The organism is Paracoccus simplex (assembly GCF_042648325.1).
In the GTDB taxonomy this organism is placed as follows: domain Bacteria; phylum Pseudomonadota; class Alphaproteobacteria; order Rhodobacterales; family Rhodobacteraceae; genus Paracoccus; species Paracoccus simplex.
Map to the genome: position 1 here is coordinate 56947 of NZ_JBHRXE010000019.1, position 23010 is coordinate 79956.

The following is a 23010-nucleotide window of genomic DNA, read 5'->3' on the forward strand; positions in this document are numbered from 1 at the left end:
GGGGCAGGATCGGAACAGCAAAGAACCTGCCGCCGGGGCACCGGAAGCATTGCGCTGGGGGATCCGGCACTTGCAAAACCGGGCCGAGGAAACATGGATCCCCTAGCGTCACCACCATTTAGCGGATTCTTGCCGGTGTTTGTGTAAGATAGCCGACAGTTCGGAACGATTTCTTGCCGCCGGGCTGCGACAGACCGCCGCAGCAGCGCCCGCCGCCCCGCCGGACGGGGCGGCGCCGGCGGTCAGTGCACGCTGACCGGGCTGAGTTCGTTCTGGCGGGCCAGCATGAAAGCCAGGCTGCGGTCCTTGACCAGCGCCAGCCGCTCGCCATCGGGGCCGTGCACGGCATAGAGCGCCTCGGCATCCGGCACCTGGCGGCGCACCTCGTCGGGCAGCGTGTCCATGGCGACGCGACGGATATAGACGGTGTTGCCCGTGATTTCCGGGCCGAAATCGAATTTCTCGTTCATCTGCGATCCCCTTTCACTTGCGGCTGATCGGTATGGTCTGCACGATGCTGTCGGGCACGGCCCGGCGCAGGTCGATGTTCAGCAGCCCGTTCTCCAGCCCGGCCGAGACCACCTCGACCCCGTCCGCCAGCACGAAACTGCGCTGGAAGGCACGGGCGGCAATGCCGCGGTGCAGGAACACCCGCTCGTCCTCCGCCTCGGCCTGACGGCCGCGAATCACCAGTTGGCGATCCTCCAGCGTGATGCTGAGATCGTCCTCCGAAAAGCCGGCCACGGCCAGCGTGATGCGGAAGCCGTTCTGCCCCTGGTGTTCGATATTATAGGGCGGATAGCCCTCGGCGCCCTTGGCGGCGCGTTCGGCCAGCCGCTCCAACTGGTCGAACCCCAGCAGGAACGGATGAGCGGCCAGACTGATCTTGGTCATTCCCCCAAGCCCTTTACATCTAAAGCGACTGTCGGCCGGACCCCGGAATGGCGATCCGGCAAGACCAATATGTGAACGCGGGCGGCGCAGCGCAAGATGCCGATCCGTTAACCGAGATTGGCAAAGCCATTAACAGCGTTGTATCGGTGGGATATAAGAGGTCAGTCCAGCCCGAGGCCCGACATGAACGCCCATCACGAGATGTCCCATGAAGAGATCGCCCGCGCCAAGCTCGAGGTGCTGCGGCGCGAGCATCGGGATCTGGACGAGGCGATCGCGGCGCTGTCCGAGCAGAGCCTGACCCATTCGCTGACCCTGCAGCGGCTGAAAAAGCAGAAGCTGGCGCTGAAGGACCGCATCACCCGGCTCGAGGACGAGCTGACCCCCGACATCATCGCCTGATTGCATGATCCCGCCCGGCGCTGTAGGGCGGGGCGCAAAAGGGGGTCGAGCCATGGAAGAAGCCGCCGAAACACCCGCCGGCACGCCCGTCGGCATCATCATGGGCAGCCAGTCCGACTGGCCGACCATGCGCGAGGCCGCCGCCATCCTGGACGCGCTGGGCATCGCCTACGAGGCGCGGATCGTGTCCGCCCATCGCACGCCGGACCGGCTGTGGGACTATGGCAAGACGGCGGTGGCGCGCGGGCTGAAGGTGATCATCGCCGGGGCCGGCGGCGCTGCGCATCTGCCGGGCATGATGGCCAGCAAGACCCGGGTGCCGGTGATCGGCGTGCCGGTGCAGACCAAGGCGCTGTCGGGCGTCGATTCGCTTTACTCGATCCTGCAGATGCCCAAGGGCTATCCGGTCGCCACCATGGCCATCGGCGCGGCCGGCGCCGCCAATGCCGGGCTGATGGCGGCGGGGATCCTGGCGATTTCCGACCCCGGGCTGGCGGCGCGGCTGGAGGCCTGGCGCCAGGCGCTGAGCGATTCGATCCCCGAGGAGCCGAAGGATGAGTGAACTTGCCCCCGGATCGGTGATCGGCATCCTGGGCGGCGGCCAGCTGGGCCGCATGCTCTCGGTCGCGGCCAGCCGGCTGGGCTATCGCTGCCATGTCTACGAGCCGGGCGCCGCGCCGGCGGGCGATGTGGCGCATCGGCTGACCACCGCGCCCTATGAGGACCAGGCGGCGCTGCGCGCCTTCGCCGAATCGGTCGATGTCATCACCTATGAATTCGAGAACGTGCCGACGGCGGCGCTGGACCTGCTGGAATCGCTGCGCCCGATCCGGCCGAACCGCCGGGCCCTGGCGGTGTCGCAGGACCGGCTGAGCGAAAAGGACTTCCTGGCCGGCATCGGGCTCTGCACCGCGCCCTATCGCAATGTCGAGACCGAATCCGACCTGCCCGAGGCGCTGGCGGCGCTGGGCGTGCCCGCGATCCTCAAGACCCGGCGGCTGGGCTATGACGGCAAGGGGCAGATCCGCCTGTCCGATGCCGGGCAGCGCGACTGGACCGGCGCCCCCTCGGTTTTGGAGGGGTTCGTCGAGTTTTCGGCCGAGATCAGCGTCATCGTCGCGCGCGGCGCCGACGGGCAGGTCGCGGCCTATGATCCAGGCCTGAACCTGCATCGCGAGGGCATCCTGCGCACCACCACCGTGCCCTGCGGCCTGCCGGCCGGCCTGCTGACCGATGCGGTGCTGATCGCGGCGCGCATCGTCAATGCGCTGGACTATGTCGGCGTCATGGGGGTCGAGCTGTTCGTCACCGCGGACGGGCTGGTGGTGAACGAGATCGCGCCGCGGGTGCACAATTCCGGGCACTGGACGCAGGCCGGCTGCGCCGTCGACCAGTTCGAGCAGCATATCCGCGCCGTGGCCGGCCTGCCCTTGGGCGACGGCCAGCGCTATGCCGATGTCGAGATGGAGAACCTGATCGGCGACGACATGCTGCGCCTGCCCGAACTGCTGACGCAGCCGCGCTGCCAGGTCCATCTTTACGGCAAGGGCGATGCGCGCCCCGGCCGCAAGATGGGCCATGTCAACCGGCTGCGGTAAAGGCCCCCGCCACCCGGTCGAATTCCTCCCGGTTGCCGGGAATGCCGAGGCGGATCCAGCGCGGGTGCCAGGGAAAGACCCGGCTCCAGATCCCGGCGCGGGCCAGCAGTGCATGCGCGACCGGCGCGTCGGGGGCGTCGTAGAGCCGGAACAGATGCGTGCCCCCGACCAGCGGCCAATGCGGGGCGACGATCTGGTCGAGATGCAGCGCCGCCTCGGACAGCCAGACCACGGTGTCGTCGATCCATGCCGCATCGGCCAGCGCCTGCGCGCCGATCTCCAGTGCCGGGCCGCTGACCGCCCAGGGGCCGGCGCGCTCGGCGAGGCGCGCCAGCAGATCGGGCGCGGCGATGGCGAAGCCCAGCCGCAGCCCGGCCAGGCCCCAGAACTTGCCGAAGCTGCGCAGCACCATCGCATTGTCCGGCCGCGCGCCTGCCACCGACAGGTCGGGGCGCGGATCGGCGAAACTCTCGTCCACCACCAGATGACCGACCGTGGCGGCGATGGCGGCGATCCGCGCGGGTGTGAATTCGCGCCCGTCGGGATTGTTCGGGTTCACGATCACCGCCAGATCGGCGCCGGCCAGGGCGTCCGGATCGGAGGGTTCGGCCACCTGCCAGCCGGCGGCGCGCAGGCTGGCGGCATGTTCGTTATAGGTCGGCGACAGCACCGCCGCCCGCCGGCCCGGCAGCACATGCGGCAGCAGCTGGATCGCCGCCGAGGCGCCGGCCAGTGGCAGCACCTGATCCTGCGGGCAGCCGAATCGGGCCGCGGCCGCCGCGCAAAGCCGCGCGGCATCGGCGCGGGTCGGCAGCGCGGTCAGGGCATGGGGTGAAAACACCGCCGCAGGCCAGGGCCGGCGGTTGATTCCCGTGGACAGGTCGATCCAGTCCGCCCGTCCGAAGCGGCTGGCCGCCTTGTCGATATCGCCGCCGTGGTCGCGCATGGCTAGCTCCTCCCTCGCGCGTCCTTGAACCTGCGCAAACGCCCGTGGTCAAGCGGCAGAGGCTGGCTGTCGCGAACCGGTAACGGAATTTTCGCTTTACACCCTCGTGGAACCGTCCCACGATATGTTGTAGGCACATTTCGGAAACTACGCCGAGTGTTGTCTGGGCCACCAAGAGTTGGGGCCAAGGGTTGGGGTTCGACCTTGCTCCGCTCTCAGACAGGCAGGGGGACAGGATATGGCACAGCTGGACTTCATCCATAGCGATGACATCCATCCCATCGACATCGTGGAAACCGTCGCGGCGCATCACGAATGGGACTTCGACCGTCTGGCCGAGGACCAGATCGCCATGGCGGTCGAGGGGCAATGGCGCAGCTATTCGATCACGCTGGCCTGGTCGCCGCGCGAGGAGGTGCTGCGGCTGATCTGCACCTTCGACATGGATCCTCCGGCCGAGAAGCTGCCGGCGCTTTACGAGGTGCTGAACCTGGCCAACGATCAGGTCTGGGACGGCGGCTTCACCTTCTGGTCGCCGCAGAAGCTGATGGTCTGGCGCTATGGGCTGGTGCTGTCGGGCGACGCCATCGCCAGTCCGGAACAGATCGACCAGATGATCGGCAACGCCATCCTGGCCTGCGAGCGCTTCTATCCCTGCTTCCAGCTGGCCTGCTGGGGCGACGCGACGCCCGATGCCGCCATGGACATCGCCCTGTCCGAGGCCTACGGTCGCGCCTAATTTTCGCCGCAGGGCAGGGACGGGGCATGGATTTTTCGGATGTGAACGCGCGCGGGCTGGTGCTGGTCGGCTGCGGCCGCATGGGCGGGGCATTGCTGGACGGCTGGCTGAGGAACGGGCTGGCGGCGGGCGCGGCGCATGTTCTTGACCCGCATCCCCGGGCGGAACTGTCGGATCTGGGTGTTTCGGTCAACGCAGAATTGCCGGACGACCCGGCGGTGCTGGTGATCGCCGTCAAGCCGCAGATGATGGCGGATGTGCTGCCGCGGCTGTCGGTCGGGGCGCGGACGCTGGTGGTCTCGGTCGCGGCGGGGGTGACGCTGGGCGCCTATCAGGCGGCCTTTCCGGCCGCGCCCATCGTCCGCGCCATGCCCAACACCCCGGCGGCCATCGGCCAGGGCATCACCGCCATCATCGGCAATGCCAGCGCCGGCGAGGCCGAGATGGCGCTGGCCGAGACGCTGATGTCCGCCGTCGGCCGCGTCGTGCGGCTGGAAAGCGAGGGCCAGATGGATGCGGTGACGGCGCTGTCCGGCTCGGGGCCGGCCTATGTGTTTCACCTGATCGAGGCCATGGCCGCGGCGGGCGCGGCCGAGGGGCTTTCGCCGGCGCTGGCGCTGGAGCTGGCGCGGGCGACCGTGGCCGGAGCGGGCGCGCTGGCCGTGCATGAGGATGCGGACCCGGCGAAGCTGCGCGAGGCGGTGACCTCGCCCGGCGGGACCACGGCGGCGGGGCTTCACGAGCTGATGGACCCCGAGACCGGCCTGCCGCCGCTGATGCGCCGCACCATAGCGGCCGCCGCGGCGCGGGGGCGGGAGCTGGGGCAATGACCGAGCCGATCGCCTGGGCGGATTTCGAGAAGCTCGAGATCCGCGTCGGCCGCATCACCCGCGCCGAGCCTTTCCCCGAGGCGCGGCGGCCGGCCTTGAAGCTGTGGCTGGATTTCGGGCCCGAGCTCGGCGAGCGCAAAAGCTCGGCCCAGATCACCCGGCATTACGCGCCGGACGGGCTGGTGGGCCGGCAGGTGCTGGCGGTGGTGAATTTTCCGCCGCGCCAGATCGGCCCCTTCATGTCCGAGGTGCTGGTGCTGGGCCTGCCGGACGAGGATGGCGAGGTGGTGCTGATCGGCCCGGACCAATCGGTGCCTCTGGGCGGAAGGATGTATTGATGAAACTTCTGGTGACGCGCCGCATGACCCAGGCGGCGGAACATGCGCTGTCGGCCCGGTTCGAGACCGAGATCCTGGACCGCAAGGACGGCTTGAGCGTCGACGAGGCGGCGCGGGCGCTGGCCGATTACGACGCGATCCTGCCGACGCTGGGCGACCGCTTCGCCGCCGAGGCCTTTCAGGGCCGGCCGCGCTGCCGCCTGCTGGCGAATTTCGGCGCCGGCTACAACCATATCGACGTGGCGGCCGCCGCGGCGGCCGGCATCGCCGTGACCAATACCCCCGATGCCGTGACCGAGGCCACCGCCGACATCGCGCTGACCCTGATCCTGATGACCGCGCGCCGGGCGGGCGAGGGCGAGCGGTTGTTGCGCCGCGGCGCCTGGACCGGCTGGGAGCCGACGCAGCTTCTGGGCCGCCATGTCACCGGCTGCACGGTCGGCATCATCGGCATGGGCCGCATCGGCAAGGCCATCGCCCGGCGCTGCCATTTCGGCTTCGGCATGGATGTGATCTTTCACAACCGCTCGGTGGTGTCGTCGCTGGATTTCCCGGCCCGGCAGGTGACCGATCTGGACGAGCTGTTGACGCAGTCGGATTTCGCCGTCGTGGCCGTGCCCGGCGGCGCCGGAACCCGGCACATGATCGGTGCCGAGGCGCTGGAGCGGCTGGGGCCGCGGTCCTACCTGATCAACATCGCCCGTGGCGACGTGGTCGAGGAGGCGGCGCTGGTCGAGGCGCTGGCCCAGGGCCGGATCGCCGGGGCCGGGCTCGATGTCTACGAGTTCGAGCCCAGGGTCTCGCCGGCGCTGTGCGCCATGGAGAACGTCACCCTGCTGCCGCATCTGGGCACCGCCGCCGAGGAGGTGCGTACCGCCATGGCCATGCGGGCGATGAACAACCTCGTCGCCTTTGCCGAGGGGCAGGCGCTGCCGGACCGGGTGAACTGAGGCTTGCGCCGCCGGCGCGGGTGGCGGCAGGACGGGGGCTGCGGTGGGGGCTTGACCCCGCCGGCTTGGGCTTTCAGGTTGGGGCCGGGAAAGGCCGGGCGGGACAGGATGCTTTACAGCTATATCAGTCAGGGGGCCGGGCTGTTGCCGCTGCCCGAGGGCGGGGGGCTGGCCGAGGCGCTGTGGATCGACCTCTATCGCCCGCTGGATTCGCAGGTGAAGGCGGTGGCGGCGCTGGGATACGAAATCCCGACCCTGGCCGAGATGGAAGAGATCGAGATCTCGAACCGGCTCTATACCGATAACGGCACCCTCTACATGACCGGGGTGCTGCCGGGACAGTTGCCCGACGGCACCCCGGCCGCCATGCCGGTGACCTTCATCGTCAGCCCGCGCCAGCTGGTCACCGTGCGCCACCACGCCCCGCGCCCCTTCGAGACCTTCCCGCCGCGCGCCGACCGCTCCAGCAGCGGCTGCGGCTCGCCCGCGCGGGTGTTCCTGGGGCTGGTCGAGGAGATCATCGGCCGCTTCGCCGATATTTCCGAAGGCGTGACCAAGGTGCTCGACACCACCGCCGGGCAGGTGCTGACCATGACCGCGGCCTCGGACGCGGCATCGCTGCAACGCTCGCTGGTCACCATCGGCCAGCAGGCCGAGCTGATGAGCCGGGTGCGCATGGGGCTTTTGTCCATGGACCGCATTCTGGCCTATCACGCGGCCAATACCGGGCACCAGCCCGAGCATGGCCATATCCGCTCGCTCGGCACGGCGCTGCAACGCGACATCCAGGCGCTCGAGGTGCATGCCGATTTCCTGGGCTCGCGCATTGCCATGACCGTCGATGCCGCCATGGGCATGATCGGCCTGCAGCAGAACGACCGCGTGCGCATCCTGTCGGTGGTGGCGGCGCTGTTCCTGCCGCCGACGCTGATCGCCAGCATCTACGGCATGAACTTCACCCATATGCCCCAGCTGGAGCTGGAATGGGGGTTTCCCATGGCGCTGGGGCTGATGGTGGTCTCGGCCGTGGTCACCTTCCTGGTGCTGAAATGGCGGAAATGGCTTTAACCGCGCAGCGGCACTTCCTCGATCATGCGGAAGAAGCCGTCCTCGTCCTCGCCCATCAGCGCGACGGCTGCCACCGGCATGGGCGCGGCGATCAGCGGCGCCAGATGCGGGGCCAGCTTCTGGCGCAGCGCCTCGGCCAGCGGCGCCGGCAGCTGGCTGCTGAGCGTCAGGTGATAGCGGAACAGCTCCAGCACGAAGGGATAGCCCCAATGGTCCAGATGCGCGCGGGCCTGCGGCGGCAGGCCGTCGGGATTGCGCCGCTCGCGCTCGGCCGGGGTCAGCGGCGCCCGGAAGGCATCGAGCCGGGTCACCAGCGCGGCTTCCAGCGCCAGCAGCCCGGCCGGCTGCCGCTTCGGGCGCAGCGCGACGAACCCCCAGTCGCAGCGCGTCTCCAGCGCCAGCGCGAAGGGCGCAAGATGGTCGCAGATCAGCCGCAGCGCCAGCGCCAGTTCCTTCGGGCCGCGGCCCGGCGCCAGGCGGAAGGGTGCCTTCAGCGTGGCGTGGAACCCATAGCGGCGCGGCGTTTCGGTCAGCGCATCGGCATCGCCGGGCAGGCCGCCGGGGCGCAGATGCGCCATGCCGTGCCGGGCGTCCCAGCCCAGCCAGGCGCCGCCGAACTCGCCCAGGGCGCCCGTCGGCAGATGATAGATCGCGTAACGCCGAAACTGCATGGCCCCTCCTGCCGCAGGGCAGCCCTGCAGCGGGCCGCCTTGTCCGCCTTCCTAGCAAAGCCTATGACCGGAGGACCAGCCGCATGACCGAAGGACAGCGCATGAGATCGACGCTCAGCTACATGACCTGGCCCTTCATCCTGACCGGCGTGGGGCTGGCGCTGGCCGGCTTTCTCGGCTGGGAATATCACGGCACCGGCTCGGGGGCGCTGGCCTTCTTCCTGATCGCCGGCATCCTGGCGGTGCTGGAGATCTCGCTTTCCTTCGACAATGCCATCGTCAATGCGCAGAAGCTCAGGCAGATGACGCCGAAATGGCAGCGCCGCTTCCTGACCTGGGGCATCATCATCGCCGTCTTCGGCATGCGGGTGATCTTTCCGCTGCTGGTGGTGGTGATCGCCGCCCGCCTCGCGCCATGGGAGGCGGTGCGCCTGGCAGCCACCCAGCCGCAGGAATATTCCCGCATCATCCACGAGGCGCATCTGCCGATCGCCGCCTTCGGCGGGGCCTTCCTGATGCTGGTGGCGCTGAACTATTTCTTCGACGAGGCCAAGGACGTCGACTGGATCAAGGGCGTCGAGGCGGCCTTGCGCAAGCTGGGCGAGATCCGCGGCATGGAGGTCGGCTTCGTGCTGATCTGCATGCTGGTGATCGTCGGCCAATTGCCGGCGGAAAAGGAGCACGCCTTCATCATCGCCGCGATCTGGGGGGTGATCACCTATCTGCTGGTGGACATGCTGGGCCATGTGCTGGACCGCTGGGGCAGCGCGCCGAGCCATGCCGACATGGCGCGCGGCGGCTTCGGCGCCTTCCTCTATCTCGAGGTGCTGGACGCCTCCTTCAGCTTCGACGGGGTGATCGGCGCCTTCGCGCTGACGCAGAACCTGTTCCTGATCGCCATCGGCCTGGGCATCGGCGCGATGTATGTGCGCTCGATGACGGTGATGCTGGTCGAGCGCGGCACGCTCGCCGCCTTCCGCTATCTCGAGCATGGCGCCTTCTGGTCGATCTTCGTGCTGTCGGTGCTGATGTTCGTGCAGACCCTGCGCCCGATCCCGGAAGTGGTCACCGGGCTTCTGGGCGCCTGCTTCATCGGCATGGCCTTCCTCAGCTCGCTGGCCTGGCGCCGGCGCCATCCGCACGGCTGAGCGCGCCGCCCGGCGCCACGGGGCTTCTCTGTTTCCCAAATACCCATGCGACGGCGCCCCGGGGCGCGGTTGCCGGGGTATTTGGGAAACGGTGAAAGGCGCCGGATGTCAGGCGCCGCCGCCCAGCGGCCGCGTCGCCTGGTGAAGCCAGTCGCGCACCTCGCCCGCGACCAGCGGCGCGATCTTCTCCCGGACCCGGGCGTGATAGGCGTCGAGCCAGGCGATCTCGGCCGGGGCCAGCAGGCCGGGCTCGATCAGCCGGCGGTCGATGGGGGCGAAGGTCAGGGTCTCGAAGCCCAGCATGGCGCGGCCGTCCGGGCTTTCGCGCGTCTCGACCACGATCAGGTTCTCGATGCGGATGCCGAAGACGCCCTCGCGGTAATAGCCGGGCTCGTTCGACAGGATCATGCCGGCAGCAAGCGGGATCTCCGAGATGCGCGAGATCCTGACCGGTCCCTCATGCACCGACAGGCCGGCGCCGACGCCGTGGCCGGTGCCGTGGTCGTAATCCATGCCCTCGGACCAGAGCGGCGCGCGGGCCAGCGCGTCGATATGGCAGCCGGCGACGCCCTGGGGGAACTGCACCTGCGACACCGCGATCATGCCCTGCAGCACCCGCGTATAGGGCCGGCGCACCGCCGGATCGACCGGACCCATCGGCAGGGTGCGGGTGATGTCGGTGGTGCCGTCCGGATATTGCCCGCCGGAATCGACCAGCAGCACATGACCGGGCAGGATGCGCAGGTTGCTTTGCCGGTCGACATGGTAATGCGGGATCGCGGCATGCGGGCCGGTGGCGGCGATGGTGTCGAAGCTGATGTCGAGGATGCCGCGCGCCACGCGCAATGCCTCGAGCTTTTGCGCCACGTCGATCTCGGTCAGCGGCTCGGCGTCCAGCTGTGCGGCGCGGCCGTCGAGCCAGCACAAGAGTTCCGTCACCGCCGCGCCGTCCTGCAGATGCGCGGCGCGCATGCCGGCGATCTCGGCCGGGTTCTTGCAGGCTTTCGGCAGGATCACCGGGTCCGGCGCCTCGGCGATCGGGGTGTTCATGCTTTCGATCAGCGCGAAGACCCGGTCGGGCGCGCTGGCGGGATCGACCCGCACCGGGCCGGCCAGGTTGGTCAGCGCCGGGGTCAGCGCGTCCAGCGGCAGCACCGAGACCTCGTTGCCAAGCGCCGCCCGCAGCTCTGCGTCGAACTTGGCCGGGTTGGTGAAAACGGTGACATGGCCGGTCTCCTCGATGATGGCGAAGCATTGCACCACCGGGTTCTTCGGCACGTCGGCGCCGCGGATGTTGAGCAGCCACGAGACCGAGTCGGGCAGCGTCAGCACCGCCGCCTGCTGCCCGGCTTCGCGCAGCGCCCGGGCGATGCGGGTGCGCTTCTCGGCCGCGGTCTCGCCGGCGATGCCGCCGGGCCAGAGCCGCACCGCGCCCGCCGGCGGCTCGGGCTGGTCGGGCCAGATCGCATCCACCGGGTTCGCGTCAAGCGCGATCAGGGCGATGCCCGAACCGGCCAGGCCCTTTTCCATCTCGCGGATCTCGCGCCGCGTCTGCAGCCAGGGGTCGTAGCCGATGCGGCCGCCCTCGGGCAGGGCCGCGCGCAGCCAGTCGGCGGGTCTGGTTTCCGGCCAGGGCACCGGGGTGAAATGCGCGGGATCCACCTCGGCCTTGACCTGCACGCGATAGCGGCCGTCGATGAACACCCCGGCGCGGTCGGGGGTGACGATGCAGAAGCCGGCGCTGCCGGTGAAGCCGCTGAGCCAGGCCAGCCGCGCGTCGCGGGTGGCGACATATTCGCCCTGATGCGCATCGGCGCGCGGCACCAGGAAGCCGTCGAGCTCGCGCGCCGCCAGTTCGCGGCGCAGCGCGGCCAGCCGGGGCGGATGCGCGGCGGGGTCGGAATGGCTGTCGTAATTCTGGAACATGCTCGCCTCCGGGTCTTGTTCTGGTTGTCAGGCGCGGGCCAGCGCCACGCGCGCGCCGGGCAGGGTGCGCGCGAGGCCGTCGGCCACGGCTTCGGCGCTGCGGCGGTGGTGGAATTCGGCGGCGACGCGGGCGCGGGAGGCCTGCGCCAGCCGCTGCGCCTGCTCGGGATCGGCGTGCAGCCGGGCGATCTGCTCGGCCATGATCTTGGGTCGCTCGGGCGGCACCAGGATCGCGTCGCGGCCCGAGGTGATCAGCTCGTGATTGCCGCCGACATCGGTGACGACCACCGGCATTTCCATCGCCATCGCCTCCATGATCGCGACCGAGATGCCCTCGTTCAGGCTGGCCAGCGCAAAGACATGCGCGCGCTCCAGCCCCTCGCGCACCCGATCCTCGCTGACCGCGCCCAGCAGCGTGACCGCGTCGCCCAGCCCCTTTGCCGCGATCAGCGCGTCGAGCTGGCGGTGATAGCCCGAGCCGCCCTGCTCGTCCTCGCCGGCGATCTCCAGCCGGGCGTCGATGCCGCGGGCGCGCAGCAGGGCGACCGCCTCGATCAGGTGGTCATGGCCCTTGACCGCGTTCAGCCGGCCGCAGCTGAAGATGCGCAGGGCCTCGCCGGGGGCGGGGGGCTGCCAGGGCGCCCGGCGCCGGATCTGGTCGAGGTCCACGCCCATCGGCGCCACGTTGATCACGGCGGGGCGATCGGTGCCGATCTCGCGCTCGGCCACGCGCGTCAGCAATTGCGAGATGATGGTGGCGAAGCGGGCATGGCGCCATTTCTGCCGCTGGTTCGGGCCATAGCCCTCCAGCGTCGGCCCGTGCAGGGTCAGGCTGTAGCCGGGCCCGCCCAGCCGTTCGGCGAACATGGCGATATTGGCGCTGTCGGCGCAGCTGTGGACATGGATATGGTCCCAGCCCTGCTGGCGGGCGATGCGCTTCAGCCGCGCGCCCATGCCCAGCAGCGCCAGCATGCGCAGCCGGCCCTTCACGCCCTGCGCCTCGGCGCTCAGCGCCGCGCCCAGGCCGCGGGCCCAGCCGGACGGGCCCGAGCGCAGGAATTCCGCGACGATGCCGAAGCCCTCGCCGCCCAGCGGCATCAGATAGCGGGTCTGGGCCTGCGCCTCGGCCGCCCAGCTATGCGAGGCGACGGCGCGCGGCGGCGGCCGGGTCGAGATCAGCTCGGCCTCGATGCCGAGTTCCGCCAGCGCCTGCCTTTCGCGCCACAGGAAGATATGCGTCTGGCCCGGAAACTCGGGAATGAAAAAACCGATCTTCAACACGTCGAGCCCCTTGGCCTGCAAGGCGGAAAGCCGCCCCGATCCGGCGAAATTGGTCGCACGGGAGACGGGGCAGATCAAGCAGCCGGAATGGACAGGCCTATCCCGCCCGGCGCTGGTTCATGGCGCGGGCGCGCTTCCTTGGATCGGCCTCGAACAGCGCCGCGAGCTGTTCGGTGATGGCGCCGGCCAGCTGCTCGGCATCGGTGATCGTCACCGCGCGCTCGTAATAGCGGGTCACGTCATGGCCGATGCCGATGGCCAGCAGCTCCACCTGCTTTCTGCGCTCGATCATCGCGATCACGTCGCGCAGGTGCTTTTCCAGGAAATTCGCCGGGTTGACCGACAGCGTCGAATCGTCCACCGGCGCCCCGTCCGAGATCACCATCAGGATGCGCCGCGCCTCGGGCCGCCGGGCCAGACGCCGATGCGCCCATTCCAGCGCCTCGCCGTCGATGTTTTCCTTGAGCAGCCCCTCTTTCATCATCAGGCCCAGATTCGGGCGGACCCGCCGCCAGGGCGCATCGGCGGCCTTGTAGATGATGTGGCGCAGGTCGTTCAGCCGCCCCGGCTGCGCCGGCCGGCCGGCGGCCAGCCATTTCTCGCGGCTCTGGCCGCCCTTCCAGGCGCGGGTGGTGAAGCCCAGGATCTCGACCTTGACCTGGCTGCGCTCCAGCGTGCGGGCCAGCACGTCGGCGCAGATCGCGGCGATGGAGATCGGCCGGCCGCGCATCGAGCCGGAATTGTCCAGCAGCAGCGTCACCACGGTGTCGCGGAACTCGGTGTCCTTCTCGACCTTGAAGGACAGCGGCGTCGTCGGGTTCGCCACCACGCGCGCCAGGCGGCCGGCGTCCAGCACGCCCTCTTCCTTGTCGAATTCCCAGCTGCGGTTCTGCTGCGCCTGCAACCGGCGCTGCAGCTTGTTCGCCAGCCGGCTGACCACGCCGCGCAGCGGCTCGAGCTGCTTGTCCAGATAGGCGCGCAGCCGCTCCAGCTCGGCCGGGTCGGCCAGGTCCTCGGCGCGGATCTCCTCGTCGAATTCCTGGGTATAGACGCGGTATTCGGGGCTTGCCTCGCTGACCTGCGGCGGCAGGTCGGGGGGCGTTTCGGCCTCGGACATCTCGGCCTCGTCCACCAGCTCCTCGTCGGACTGGTCGTCCAGGCTGACCTGGGCCTGGCGCTCCTCCTGGGTCTGGTCCTGGGTGCGCTCGGGGCTGGCCTCGGCCTCCTCGTCCTGGTTCTGGTCGCGGGACTGGTTGTCGCCGGCCTCCTCGTCCTGCTCGGCGTTTTCCTCGGCCTCGTCCTCCTGCGGCTCGTCCGGATCCTCGCCCAGCTGGTCGCCATAGCCCAGGTCGGCGATCACCTTGCGGGCCAGCCGGGCGAAGGCGGCCTGATCGGCGATCACCTGGCCCACGGTGTCCAGATCGGCGCCGGCCTGTTCCTCGACGAAGGGCCGCCACAGGTCGGCGACATGCTGCGCGGCCGAGGGCAGGGTGCGGCCGGTCGCCGCCTGCCGCACGATATAGCCCGCCGCCACCGCCAGCGGCGCATCCGCCGGGGCCTTGATCTGGCCATAGCCCTTGCGCTCGGCCTCCTGGCCCAGCTTGGCGTCGATATTCGACAGCGCGCCGGGCATGTCGCGGGCGCCCAGAGCCTCGCAGCGCGCGGTCTCCATCGCCTCGTAGAGGTCGCGCGCCATCGGCCCGGCGGGGACGTATTTCGCATGGGTCGCGGCGTCGTGGTGGCGCAGCTTCATCGCCAGCGCATCGGCGGTGCCGCGCGCCAGCAGCACCTCGTCGCGGGTCATGCGGCGGCTGACCTGCGGCAGGCGCATGGTGTCGCCCGCCACGCCGGACGGGTCGGCGGTGAAGGTCACGTTCAGCTCGTGATCCTCGGCCAGGGCGCGGGTGGCCTCGGTCAGGGCCTTCTTGAACGGATCGGCGGGGTTGTCGGATTTTTTCATGAGCTTATTTCTGGGCCAGTTCAGGCCGGCTGTCGAGAGGACTTGACGCACCATGCCGTGCGCACATATTTACACACGTGGAAATCCTTCGGAACAGCCGCGACATTCTGCGCCGTCTTGCGGAAGAAGGCTGGGAAGAGGTTTCGGTCCGGGGATCGCATCACAAGTTCCGCAAGGAAGGGCGCGTCGTGATCGTGCCGCACCCCAAAAAGGATTTGCCCATTGGCACGGCCCGCAGCATCGCGCGCATGGCCGGCTGGCTGGAGGACAAGGAATGAAAACCTATCTGGCATTGGTCGAAAAAGATCCCGACAGCGCCTTTGGCATCCGTTTTCCGGACCTGCCGGGCTGCTTTTCTGCGGCCGATGACGAAAAAGACATCCTGCCGAACGCGGTCGAGGCGCTGGAGCTGTGGTTCGAGGATGCCCCGGACAGCCAGCCCCGCGCCTTGGGCGAAATCGCCGCCGAATGCGCGGCGGAGCTGACGGCTGGCGCCTTCCTGATCGCGGTGCCGCATATCCGTCGCACCACTCGGCAATGTCGGGTGAATGTCAGCATGGATGCCGGGACACTGGACGCGGTCGACACGGCTGCGGCGCGGCTGGGCCTGACCCGCTCGGGCTTTCTGGCGATGGCGGCCCTGAATGAGATCAAGGGCGGGCATTAGCCCGCCTTGACCGCCGCGCTTTCCGGCAGTTCCTCGTCGAACAGGCGCTGATAGAACTCGGCCACGGTCTGGCGCTCCAGCTCGTCGCATTTGTTCAGGAAGGTCAGCCGGAAGGCATAGCCCACGTTGTCGGCGAAGATGCGGGCGTTCTGCGCCCAGGCGATCACCGTCCGGGGCGACATGACCGTGGACAGGTCGCCCTGCATGAAGGCGGTCCGCGTCAGGTCGGCCAGCGTCACCATCTGGTTGATGATCTTGCGGCCCTTTTCGGTGTTGTAGGTCGGGTTCTTGGCCAGCACGATGGCGGCCTCGGCGTCGTGGCTCAGATAGTTCAGCGTCGAGACCAGCGACCAGCGGTCCATCTGGCCCTGGTTGATCTGCTGCGTGCCGTGGTAAAGCCCCGTCGTGTCGCCCAGACCCACGGTGTTCGCGGTGGCGAACAGGCGGAAATAGGGGTTCGGCGTGATGACCTCGTTCTGGTCCAGCAGCGTCAGCTTGCCGTCGGCCTCCAGCACGCGCTGGATCACGAACATCACGTCGGCGCGGCCGGCGTCGTATTCGTCGAAGACGATGGCGGTCGGGTTGCGCAGCGCCCAGGGCAGGATGCCCTCGTGGAACACCGTGACCTGCTTGCCGTCCACCAGCTTGATCGCGTCCTTGCCGATCAGGTCGATGCGGCTGACATGGCTGTCCAGGTTCACCCGCACGCAGGGCCAGTTCAGCCGCGCCGCCACCTGCTCGATATGGGTGGATTTGCCGGTGCCGTGATAGCCCTGGATCATCACCCGGCGGTTATAGGCAAAGCCCGCCAGGATCGCCAGCGTGGTGTCGGGATCGAACTTGTAGGTGGTGTCGATGTCCGGCACCCGGTCGGACCGCTCGGCAAAGCCCTTGACCTTCATGTCGCTGTCAAGGCCGAAGACCTCGCGCAGGTCGATTTCCTCGGTCGGTTTCGCGTTCTGATCCAGCATGGGGCGGCCCTTTCGATTGTTCCATGCTTGATGAATGATTCGGCAGACGGGTGCAAGCCGGCCGGGGCCGCGGAACCTTCGCCGCAGCCGCGAATTGCGCATGGGTGCGGCGCCGCCTAGAGTGCCGTGCGGAACCTTGGGACAGGACGGATTGGCATGAGCGGATTGCTGGCGCTGCTGGATGACGTGGCGGGGATCGCCAAGATCGCGGCGGCTTCGGTCGACGACGTGGCCGGGCAGGCGGTCAAGGCCGGCGCCAAGGCGGCGGGGGCGGTGATCGACGACGCGGCGGTGACGCCGAAATACGTGCACGGCTTTTCCGCCGCGCGCGAGGTGCCGATCGTCTGGAAGATCGCCCGCGGCTCGCTGTTCAACAAGCTGGTGATCCTGCTGCCCATCGCGCTGCTGCTCTCGGCCTTCGCGCCCTGGCTCATCACGCCCCTGCTGATGATCGGCGGTTCCTATCTGTGTTTCGAGGGCGCCGAGAAGATCTTCCACGCGCTTGCCCATGACCATGGCAACGACCCGCACCTGACCGTCACCGCCGAGGGCGGCGCCGGCCTCGAGGAAGAGCGGGTCCGGGGCGCGATCAAGACCGATTTCATCCTCTCGGCCGAGATCATGACCATCGCGCTGGCAGCGATCCCGAACGATGACGCGATCGGGATGAAGGCGCTGATCCTTGCCGTGGTGGCGGTGGGCATCACCGTCGCGGTCTACGGTTTCGTGGCGCTGATCGTGAAGGCCGACGATTTCGGCCTGCACCTGCACGAGCGCGGCGGTCCCGGCGCGGTGCTGGGGCGCGGCATCGTGCATGTCATGCCGGGCTTCATGAAGGTGCTGACCGTGGTCGGCACCGCGGCGATGATCTGGGTCGGCGGCCAGATCGTCGTGCACGGGCTGCATGTGCTGGGCCAGCACCAGCCCTATGAATGGATCCACCACATGGCCGAGGCCGCGGCCCATGCCGTGCCCGCCGCGCCGGGCCTTGCCGCCTGGGCCACCACCGCCTTCTTCGACGGCATCTTCGGGGTGATCCTGGGCATGATCCTGATCCCGGTGGCGCATTACCTCGTCTCGCCCGCCATCGGCGCGGTCAAGGGGCTGTTCGGCGCGCGGGCATAGGGCGGCGCGTCTTGCCGTCGGCCGGCGGGCGGGACTATGAACTGCCATACCAATTCAGCAGGAGGTGCCATGCCGATTCCCGCCGCCGCCGCCGAGGCGCTTGCCGCGCTGCTCGGGCCCCGCTTCTCGACCAGCGCCGCCGACCGCGATCTGCATGGCCAGTCCGAATCCTATCACCGCGCGCCGCCGCCCGATGCCGTGGCCTGGCCCGAGACCACCGATGAGGTGGCGCAGGTCGCGGCGATCTGCCACGCCCACCGGGTGCCGCTAATCGGCTGGGGCACCGGCACCTCGCTCGAGGCGCAGGCGATGGCGACGCAGGGCGGGCTGGTCCTCGACATGCTGCGCATGGACCGGGTGCTGGAGATCCGCGCCGAGGACATGCAGGTCAGCGTCCAGCCCGGCTGCACGCGCGAGGCGCTGAATACCGAGCTGCGCGCCACCGGCCTGTTCTTCCCGGTCGATCCCGGCGCCAATGCCAGCCTGGGCGGCATGGCGGCGACGCGGGCCTCGGGCACCACCGCCGTGCGCTACGGCACCATGCGCGAGAACGTGCTGGCGCTTCAGGTGGTGCTGGCCGACGGCCGGGTGATCCGCACCGGCACCCGGGCGGCGAAATCCAGCGCCGGCTATGACCTGACCAGCCTGTTCGTCGGCTCCGAGGGCACGCTCGGCATCATCACCGAGCTGACCCTGCGCCTGCACGGCCAGCCCGAGGAGGTGGCGGCGGCGGTCTGCGGCTTCCCGACGCTGGAGCAGGCGGTGGAATGCGTCACCGCGACCATCCAGTCGGGCATCCCGATGGCGCGGATCGAGTTCATCGACGCCGATGTGGTGCGCGCCTTCAACACCTTCGCCGGCACCCGGATGCACGAGGGGCCGCACCTGATGGTCGAATTCCACGGCGCGCCCGCCTCGGTCAAGGGCGATGCCGAGGCCTTCGGCGCGCTGGCCGGCGAATTCGGCGGCACCGGCTTCGACTGGGCCACCACGCCCGAGGCGCGGGCGGCCTTGTGGAAGATGCGCCACAACGCCTATCGCTCCTGCCTGGCGCTGCGGCCGGGGGCGACGGCGGTGGTGACGGATGTCTGTGTGCCGATGTCGCACCTGCCGGCGGCGGTGGCGGCGGCGGCCGAGGACATCCGCGCCGAGGGGCTGCTGGGCCCGATGGTCGGCCATGTCGGCGACGGCAATTTCCACGCCCAGATCCTGGTCATGCCCGGCGACGCGGCGGAACTCGCCGCCGCCAAGCGCGTCGCCACCCGCATGGCCGAGCGCGCCATCGCCGTCGGCGGCACCATCACCGGCGAGCATGGCGTGGGCATCGGCAAGCGGCCGCTGATGCGCGCCCAGCACGGCGATGCGGTCTCGGTGATGGCGGCGATCAAGCAGGCGCTCGACCCCGAAAGCATCCTGAACCCCGGCAAGCTGGTGCCCGAGGTGAACTGACCCGTGAACCGGCCCGCCTCGGCCCGCCGCGGCCTTACAGGCAGCCTTCCAGCAGCGTCTCGAGCTCGGCGGCGTCGCGGCGATAGCGGGCCATGCTGCGCTGCATCGTCGCCTGGAAGGTCGCCTTTGTCGCCATCAGGCCGCCCGAGGTCTCCAGCCGCCGGTTGAAGGCCGCTTCCAGCTCGCGGTTGTAGCTGGCCATCGCCTTGGCGATCTGCGCCGCGGCGCCGACGCGCTTGGCGGCCGGGGTGTCCAGCGTGTCGGCGGTGCGCTGGACCAGCCCCGCGGCCATCTCGACCCCGGCCTCGGCGGTGCGGGCATTGGCGGCGCTGCGGCCCTGGGCGCCGGTGATGCTGTCGATGCTGGCCCAGCCGCCCAGGCCCAGGTCGGCGGTGCCCTTGGCATAGGCCGCGCCCGCGCCCTTGGCCGGCGTGTGGGCCAGCGCCCGCTGCGCCAGGGTGCGCGCGAACTCGGTCCCCGAGACCGAGCCGTTCGCCACCCCCGCCGCGCCGGTGTGGATGTCGCTGAAGGTCTGCGTGCCATCGGCCAGCGCCCGCGCCGCGTCCCCGGCCTTGTGCCCGGTCAGTTGCATGATCGCCGCCCCCAGATCCAGCGAGGCCAGCGCGGTCTTGTGGATCAGGTCGATGACCAGCCAGACCCGGCCCTCGTCGTTCAGCCGGTCCAGCTCCAGCGTCATCTCGCGATATTCCCGCTCGGCCGCGGCGATGAGATTGCGCAGATTGGCGAGCTTGGCGCGGTTGTCGCGGCATTGCGCCGGCGGCAGCACCCGGTTGCGCCGCATCGCGTCGCCGGGGCTCAGAACCGTCTTGCGCGCCACGGGGCTGTGCTGGGGATTCTGGCGGTTGTTGGGCAGAAAACCTGTCATCGTCACCTCCGTTGCCGGCCTTGCCCCGCAGGTTAGCCGGCGGGGCGGCAGGGGGCAAGTCGGCGGGCGCGTCGCGAACCGCGCGACCGTGACGCGCCCGCCGCTGCACATGCAAGGACCGGCCCGATCCCGCAAAAACCGCCCCGCATGGCTTCCCCCCGCGGCGCGGCTGGCTTAATCAGGCGCAGGCAAGGCGACGGATACGAGGGCGCGACCGATGAACTGGGACCCCGAGGGCAAACCCCGCAAACCCGATTTCCTGGGCATCGGCGCGCAGAAGGCCGGCACCACCTGGCTGTCGCAGATGCTGGGCCAGCATCCCGCGGTCTGGACCCCGCCCTTCAAGGAGGTGCAGTTCTTCAACCACCGCTTCATCGAGGAGCACCGCAAATGGCTGCCCTGGCACTATCGCCGCGGCCGCCAGACCATCGAGAAGCGCTGGGCCGCCCGCGGCGAGGAGATGCCGCGCGACATGGTGCGCTATCTGGACCGCATCACCAGCGGCGCCATGTTCACCAATCATTGGTACAAGCAGGTCTTCGCCCCGGCGCCCGCCGGCACGCATCCGATCGACGTGACCCCGGAATATTCGACCTTGCCGCCGGAAGGCGTGGAATTCGTGGCGAAATTCCTGCCGCAGGCGAAATTCGTCTATATCATCCGCCACCCGGTGGACCGGGCCATCTCGCAGCTGAAGATGAACCTGACACGCGCCCGCCGCAAGCCCAAGACGGTCGAGGCATGGCTGGAGGAGGTCGAGGATCCGGTGCTGATGGATCGCGGCGACTACCTGAGCTACGTCCCGCGCTGGAACGCGCATTTCGGCCCCGACCGGCTGCTTTACATGCCCTTCGGCATGATCGCCCGCGAGCCGCTGGGCTTCCTGCGCCGGGTCGAGGACTTCCTGGGCCTGCCGCCGCACGACTATCGCGACATCGGCAAGAAGGTCTTCGCCTCGGACAGCGGGCTTTCGGTGCCGGACAAGGCCCGCAAGCGCCTGCGCGCGAAGCTGGAGCCGCAATTCGAGTTTCTCGACCGGACCTTCGGACTGGATTTCACCAAGGACTTCCGCTGAGCCTTCCCCTTTCGCCCCCGCTCGACTACATAGCGCGCAGCTTCGCACGAGTTACAGCAAACGGGGAAAGATCATGGCCTCCTACCAGTATGTCTATCACATGGACGGGGTGTCCAAGACCTATCCGGGCGGCAAGAAGACCTTCGAGAACATCCGCCTGAACTTCCTGCCCGGCGTCAAGATCGGCGTCGTCGGCGTCAACGGCGCCGGTAAGTCGACGCTGCTGCGCATCATGGCCGGCATCGACAAGGATTTCACCGGCGAGGCCTGGGCCGCCAAGGGCGCGACGGTCGGCTACCTGCCGCAGGAGCCGCAGCTTGACCCGGCGCTGAACGTGCGCGGCAACGTCATGGAGGGCGTCAAGGTCAAGCAGCAGAAGCTCGACCGCTACAACGAGCTGGCCATGAACTACTCGGACGAGACCGCCGACGAGATGGCGAAGCTGCAGGACGAGATCGACGCCGAGAACCTCTGGGATCTCGACAGCCAGATCGACATCGCCATGGAGGCGCTGCGCTGCCCGCCGGACGATGCCGACGTGGAAAGCCTGTCGGGTGGCGAGCGTCGCCGCGTGGCGCTGTGCAAGCTGCTGCTGGAACAGCCCGACATGCTGCTTCTGGACGAACCGACCAACCACCTGGACGCCGAAACCATCGCCTGGCTGCAAAAGCACCTGATCGAATATCCCGGCACCATCCTGATCGTCACCCACGACCGCTATTTCCTCGATGACATCACCGGCTGGATCCTGGAACTGGATCGCGGCCGCGGCATCCCCTACGAGGGCAACTATTCGGCTTGGTTGGAACAGAAGGCCAAGCGGCTGGAGCAGGAAGCCCGCGAGGACAAGGCCAAGCAAAAGACGCTGGAGCGGGAACTGGAATGGATCCGCGCCGGCGCCAAGGCGCGGCAGGCCAAGCAGAAGGCCCGGATCAACGCCTATAACGAACTGGCCGGCCAGTCCGAGCGCGAGAAGCTGTCGAACGCCCAGATCATCATCCCCAACGGCGAGCGGCTGGGCAACAAGGTGATCGAGGTCGACGGCCTGAAAAAGGCCATGGGCGACAAGCTGCTGATCGAGGATCTGACCTTCTCGCTGCCGCCGGGCGGCATCGTCGGCGTGATCGGCCCGAACGGCGCCGGCAAGTCGACGCTGTTCAAGATGCTGACCGGGCAGGAAAAGCCCGATGCCGGCGAGATCAGCTATGGCGACACGGTGAAACTGTCCTATGTCGACCAGTCGCGCGACGCGCTGGACCCGAACAAGACGGTGTGGGAGGAGATCTCGGGCGGCGCCGAGCAGATCGAGCTGGGTGACGCGACGATGAACAGCCGCGCCTATGCCTCGGCCTTCAACTTCAAGGGCGGCGACCAGCAGAAGAAGGTCGGGCTGCTCTCGGGCGGCGAACGCAACCGGGTCCACATGGCCAAGCTGCTGAAGTCGGGCGGCAACGTGCTGCTGCTGGACGAACCGACCAACGACCTGGACGTGGAAACGCTGCAGGCGCTCGAGGCGGCGCTGGAGGATTTCGCCGGCTGCGCGGTCATCATCTCGCACGACCGCTTCTTCCTCGACCGGCTCTGCACGCATATCCTGGCCTTCGAGGGCGACGCCCATGTCGAATGGTTCGAAGGCAACTTCGAGGATTACGAGGCCGACAAGGTCCGCCGCCTCGGCCCGGATTCCATCGAGCCGAAGCGGGTGAAATACAAGAAGTTCACGCGGTAATGGGCAAGGGGCGCTCGGTCAGACTCTATCTTGCCGAAGGATCTGCTACAGGGATCTTGACTGCCGAAATCATTAACTGGACCGGCCACGCCCTGGCCGGTCCAAGAACTCGTCTTGAGGTAGCTCTGAAGCGTGAAGAGATGTTTCGGACGGGGGTTTACCTCCTTTATGGGGACAGCCTTGAGGGGGATCTTCCTTCTGTCTATGTCGGTGAGGGGGACAGCATCGCTGCGCGTATCCGGATCCACGCCCAAGACGATGAAAAGGATTATTGGGATCGTTTCGTTGCCATCACGAGGCTCTGTTGCACAAATCGCGTGAGGGATTCATCTCGCGAATCCAGGGTGGTAGCTGGGA

At 68.7% G+C, this 23010-nt stretch carries 25 protein-coding genes; 16 read left to right on the plus strand and 9 right to left on the minus strand.

What is annotated here, in order from left to right:
• Positions 1–242: 242 nt before the first annotated feature.
• Together ACFOMP_RS08795 and ACFOMP_RS08800 are read right to left on the minus strand one after the other, a co-directional pair.
• Complete coding sequence (locus tag ACFOMP_RS08795) at positions 243–470, minus strand: DUF1150 domain-containing protein (protein WP_289893327.1); 228 nt, start codon at positions 468–470, stop codon at positions 243–245.
• Between the two features lie 13 nt (positions 471–483).
• A complete protein-coding gene (locus ACFOMP_RS08800; RefSeq protein WP_289893328.1) occupies positions 484–894 on the minus strand; it encodes an Hsp20 family protein in 411 nt (136 codons plus the stop codon).
• A 183-nt stretch (positions 895–1077) separates the two neighbouring features.
• On the opposite strand from ACFOMP_RS08800, the gene ACFOMP_RS08805 reads away from it, so the two are divergent.
• Genes ACFOMP_RS08805 through ACFOMP_RS08815 form a run of 3 tightly spaced genes read left to right on the plus strand, consistent with a single transcriptional unit; the run spans position 1078 to position 2894 of the window.
• Complete coding sequence (locus tag ACFOMP_RS08805) at positions 1078–1296, plus strand: YdcH family protein (RefSeq protein WP_019353231.1); 219 nt, start codon at positions 1078–1080, stop codon at positions 1294–1296.
• A 52-nt stretch (positions 1297–1348) separates the two neighbouring features.
• The gene (gene purE / locus ACFOMP_RS08810) at positions 1349–1858 is read left to right on the plus strand and encodes a 5-(carboxyamino)imidazole ribonucleotide mutase (protein WP_289893329.1); all 510 of its coding nucleotides are present in this window, start codon (positions 1349–1351) and stop codon (positions 1856–1858) included.
• Entirely contained in the window at positions 1851–2894 is a 1044-nt protein-coding gene (locus ACFOMP_RS08815) for a 5-(carboxyamino)imidazole ribonucleotide synthase (RefSeq protein ID WP_289893330.1), read from the plus strand. The genes purE and ACFOMP_RS08815 overlap by 8 nt, the downstream gene beginning before the upstream one ends.
• Here the strand turns inward: ACFOMP_RS08815 and cobD are convergent.
• The gene (cobD, locus tag ACFOMP_RS08820) at positions 2878–3840 is read right to left on the minus strand and encodes a threonine-phosphate decarboxylase CobD (RefSeq protein WP_289893331.1); all 963 of its coding nucleotides are present in this window, start codon (positions 3838–3840) and stop codon (positions 2878–2880) included. The genes ACFOMP_RS08815 and cobD overlap by 17 nt on opposite strands.
• Before the next feature lie 238 nt (positions 3841–4078).
• On the opposite strand from cobD, the gene ACFOMP_RS08825 reads away from it, so the two are divergent.
• From ACFOMP_RS08825 to ACFOMP_RS08845, 5 genes are all read left to right on the plus strand, one after another.
• On the plus strand, positions 4079–4579 hold the full coding sequence (locus ACFOMP_RS08825) for a type III secretion system chaperone family protein (RefSeq protein WP_019351406.1): 501 nt from the start codon (positions 4079–4081) through the stop codon (positions 4577–4579).
• Positions 4580–4605: 26 nt separating this feature from the next.
• Entirely contained in the window at positions 4606–5409 is an 804-nt protein-coding gene (gene proC / locus ACFOMP_RS08830) for a pyrroline-5-carboxylate reductase (RefSeq protein WP_379029602.1), read from the plus strand.
• Positions 5406–5747, plus strand: coding sequence for a tRNA-binding protein (locus tag ACFOMP_RS08835; RefSeq protein ID WP_289893333.1), 342 nt, complete (start codon positions 5406–5408; stop codon positions 5745–5747). Before proC ends, ACFOMP_RS08835 begins: the two co-directional genes overlap by 4 nt.
• Positions 5747–6697 (plus strand): 2-hydroxyacid dehydrogenase, encoded by a 951-nt coding sequence (locus ACFOMP_RS08840; protein ID WP_379029605.1) that lies wholly within the window; start codon positions 5747–5749, stop codon positions 6695–6697. The genes ACFOMP_RS08835 and ACFOMP_RS08840 overlap by 1 nt, the downstream gene beginning before the upstream one ends.
• Before the next feature lie 108 nt (positions 6698–6805).
• Entirely contained in the window at positions 6806–7765 is a 960-nt protein-coding gene (locus tag ACFOMP_RS08845) for a magnesium transporter CorA family protein (protein ID WP_379029608.1), read from the plus strand.
• On the opposite strand, the gene ACFOMP_RS08850 is transcribed toward ACFOMP_RS08845, so the two are convergent.
• Positions 7762–8436, minus strand: a complete 675-nt coding sequence (locus ACFOMP_RS08850) for a DUF1045 domain-containing protein (RefSeq protein WP_289893336.1) — start codon at positions 8434–8436, stop codon at positions 7762–7764. The two genes, ACFOMP_RS08845 and ACFOMP_RS08850, sit on opposite strands and share 4 nt — an antisense overlap.
• A gap of 101 nt (positions 8437–8537) precedes the next feature.
• Between ACFOMP_RS08850 and ACFOMP_RS08855 the strand changes: the two genes are divergently transcribed.
• Positions 8538–9584 (plus strand): DUF475 domain-containing protein, encoded by a 1047-nt coding sequence (locus ACFOMP_RS08855; protein WP_289893337.1) that lies wholly within the window; start codon positions 8538–8540, stop codon positions 9582–9584.
• 108 nt (positions 9585–9692) lie between these two features.
• Here the strand turns inward: ACFOMP_RS08855 and ACFOMP_RS08860 are convergent, their stop codons facing one another.
• From ACFOMP_RS08860 to cobT, 3 genes are all read right to left on the minus strand, one after another.
• Entirely contained in the window at positions 9693–11510 is a 1818-nt protein-coding gene (locus ACFOMP_RS08860) for an aminopeptidase P family protein (protein WP_289893338.1), read from the minus strand.
• Positions 11511–11537: 27 nt separating this feature from the next.
• Positions 11538–12791, minus strand: a complete 1254-nt coding sequence (epsE, locus tag ACFOMP_RS08865; protein ID WP_379029612.1) for an exopolysaccharide biosynthesis GT4 family glycosyltransferase EpsE — start codon at positions 12789–12791, stop codon at positions 11538–11540.
• Positions 12792–12888: 97 nt separating this feature from the next.
• Positions 12889–14751 (minus strand): cobaltochelatase subunit CobT, encoded by a 1863-nt coding sequence (gene cobT, locus ACFOMP_RS08870; RefSeq protein ID WP_379029615.1) that lies wholly within the window; start codon positions 14749–14751, stop codon positions 12889–12891.
• Between the two features lie 77 nt (positions 14752–14828).
• Between cobT and ACFOMP_RS08875 the strand changes: the two genes are divergently transcribed.
• Positions 14829–15029 (plus strand): type II toxin-antitoxin system HicA family toxin, encoded by a 201-nt coding sequence (locus tag ACFOMP_RS08875; protein WP_379029618.1) that lies wholly within the window; start codon positions 14829–14831, stop codon positions 15027–15029.
• Positions 15026–15418: a type II toxin-antitoxin system HicB family antitoxin gene (locus ACFOMP_RS08880; RefSeq protein ID WP_379029620.1), complete on the plus strand. Its 393-nt coding sequence runs from the start codon at positions 15026–15028 to the stop codon at positions 15416–15418. Before ACFOMP_RS08875 ends, ACFOMP_RS08880 begins: the two co-directional genes overlap by 4 nt.
• Here the strand turns inward: ACFOMP_RS08880 and cobS are convergent.
• Positions 15415–16389, minus strand: a complete 975-nt coding sequence (gene cobS, locus ACFOMP_RS08885) for a cobaltochelatase subunit CobS (RefSeq protein WP_379029623.1) — start codon at positions 16387–16389, stop codon at positions 15415–15417. The genes ACFOMP_RS08880 and cobS overlap by 4 nt on opposite strands.
• A 156-nt stretch (positions 16390–16545) precedes the next feature.
• Here cobS and ACFOMP_RS08890 point away from each other — a divergent pair, with 156 nt between their 5' ends.
• Positions 16546–17514, plus strand: a complete 969-nt coding sequence (locus ACFOMP_RS08890) for a DUF808 domain-containing protein (protein WP_289893343.1) — start codon at positions 16546–16548, stop codon at positions 17512–17514.
• A 69-nt stretch (positions 17515–17583) separates the two neighbouring features.
• A complete protein-coding gene (locus ACFOMP_RS08895; protein ID WP_379029626.1) occupies positions 17584–18963 on the plus strand; it encodes an FAD-binding oxidoreductase in 1380 nt (459 codons plus the stop codon).
• Between the two features lie 34 nt (positions 18964–18997).
• Here ACFOMP_RS08895 and ACFOMP_RS08900 read toward each other — a convergent pair whose 3' ends face one another.
• Positions 18998–19849, minus strand: a complete 852-nt coding sequence (locus tag ACFOMP_RS08900) for a hypothetical protein (protein WP_289893345.1) — start codon at positions 19847–19849, stop codon at positions 18998–19000.
• Between the two features lie 217 nt (positions 19850–20066).
• On the opposite strand from ACFOMP_RS08900, the gene ACFOMP_RS08905 reads away from it, so the two are divergent.
• The 3 genes from ACFOMP_RS08905 to ACFOMP_RS08915 all read left to right on the plus strand — a co-directional run.
• Entirely contained in the window at positions 20067–20924 is an 858-nt protein-coding gene (locus ACFOMP_RS08905; protein ID WP_379029629.1) for a sulfotransferase family protein, read from the plus strand.
• 73 nt (positions 20925–20997) lie between these two features.
• Complete coding sequence (gene ettA, locus ACFOMP_RS08910; RefSeq protein ID WP_379029632.1) at positions 20998–22653, plus strand: energy-dependent translational throttle protein EttA; 1656 nt, start codon at positions 20998–21000, stop codon at positions 22651–22653.
• Positions 22653–23010, plus strand: a 358-nt coding sequence (locus tag ACFOMP_RS08915) for a hypothetical protein (protein WP_449302607.1), incomplete at its 3' end; no start/stop codon positions are given. The genes ettA and ACFOMP_RS08915, both read left to right, overlap by 1 nt.

What these genes read in the sequence shown, in the direction of transcription:
- ACFOMP_RS08795 (WP_289893327.1), bottom strand. Translation starts at nt 470, where the DNA reads ATGAACGAGAAATTCGATTTCGGCCCGGAAATCACGGGCAACACCGTC.
- ACFOMP_RS08800 (WP_289893328.1), bottom strand. Translation starts at nt 894, where the DNA reads ATGACCAAGATCAGTCTGGCCGCTCATCCGTTCCTGCTGGGGTTCGAC.
- ACFOMP_RS08805 (WP_019353231.1), top strand. Translation starts at nt 1,078, where the DNA reads ATGAACGCCCATCACGAGATGTCCCATGAAGAGATCGCCCGCGCCAAG.
- purE (WP_289893329.1), top strand. Translation starts at nt 1,349, where the DNA reads ATGGAAGAAGCCGCCGAAACACCCGCCGGCACGCCCGTCGGCATCATC.
- ACFOMP_RS08815 (WP_289893330.1), top strand. Translation starts at nt 1,851, where the DNA reads ATGAGTGAACTTGCCCCCGGATCGGTGATCGGCATCCTGGGCGGCGGC.
- cobD (WP_289893331.1), bottom strand. Translation starts at nt 3,840, where the DNA reads ATGCGCGACCACGGCGGCGATATCGACAAGGCGGCCAGCCGCTTCGGA.
- ACFOMP_RS08825 (WP_019351406.1), top strand. Translation starts at nt 4,079, where the DNA reads ATGGCACAGCTGGACTTCATCCATAGCGATGACATCCATCCCATCGAC.
- proC (WP_379029602.1), top strand. Translation starts at nt 4,606, where the DNA reads ATGGATTTTTCGGATGTGAACGCGCGCGGGCTGGTGCTGGTCGGCTGC.
- ACFOMP_RS08835 (WP_289893333.1), top strand. Translation starts at nt 5,406, where the DNA reads ATGACCGAGCCGATCGCCTGGGCGGATTTCGAGAAGCTCGAGATCCGC.
- ACFOMP_RS08840 (WP_379029605.1), top strand. Translation starts at nt 5,747, where the DNA reads ATGAAACTTCTGGTGACGCGCCGCATGACCCAGGCGGCGGAACATGCG.
- ACFOMP_RS08845 (WP_379029608.1), top strand. Translation starts at nt 6,806, where the DNA reads ATGCTTTACAGCTATATCAGTCAGGGGGCCGGGCTGTTGCCGCTGCCC.
- ACFOMP_RS08850 (WP_289893336.1), bottom strand. Translation starts at nt 8,436, where the DNA reads ATGCAGTTTCGGCGTTACGCGATCTATCATCTGCCGACGGGCGCCCTG.
- ACFOMP_RS08855 (WP_289893337.1), top strand. Translation starts at nt 8,538, where the DNA reads ATGAGATCGACGCTCAGCTACATGACCTGGCCCTTCATCCTGACCGGC.
- ACFOMP_RS08860 (WP_289893338.1), bottom strand. Translation starts at nt 11,510, where the DNA reads ATGTTCCAGAATTACGACAGCCATTCCGACCCCGCCGCGCATCCGCCC.
- cobT (WP_379029615.1), bottom strand. Translation starts at nt 14,751, where the DNA reads ATGAAAAAATCCGACAACCCCGCCGATCCGTTCAAGAAGGCCCTGACC.
- ACFOMP_RS08880 (WP_379029620.1), top strand. Translation starts at nt 15,026, where the DNA reads ATGAAAACCTATCTGGCATTGGTCGAAAAAGATCCCGACAGCGCCTTT.
- cobS (WP_379029623.1), bottom strand. Translation starts at nt 16,389, where the DNA reads ATGCTGGATCAGAACGCGAAACCGACCGAGGAAATCGACCTGCGCGAG.
- ACFOMP_RS08890 (WP_289893343.1), top strand. Translation starts at nt 16,546, where the DNA reads ATGAGCGGATTGCTGGCGCTGCTGGATGACGTGGCGGGGATCGCCAAG.
- ACFOMP_RS08895 (WP_379029626.1), top strand. Translation starts at nt 17,584, where the DNA reads ATGCCGATTCCCGCCGCCGCCGCCGAGGCGCTTGCCGCGCTGCTCGGG.
- ACFOMP_RS08900 (WP_289893345.1), bottom strand. Translation starts at nt 19,849, where the DNA reads ATGACAGGTTTTCTGCCCAACAACCGCCAGAATCCCCAGCACAGCCCC.
- ACFOMP_RS08905 (WP_379029629.1), top strand. Translation starts at nt 20,067, where the DNA reads ATGAACTGGGACCCCGAGGGCAAACCCCGCAAACCCGATTTCCTGGGC.
- ettA (WP_379029632.1), top strand. Translation starts at nt 20,998, where the DNA reads ATGGCCTCCTACCAGTATGTCTATCACATGGACGGGGTGTCCAAGACC.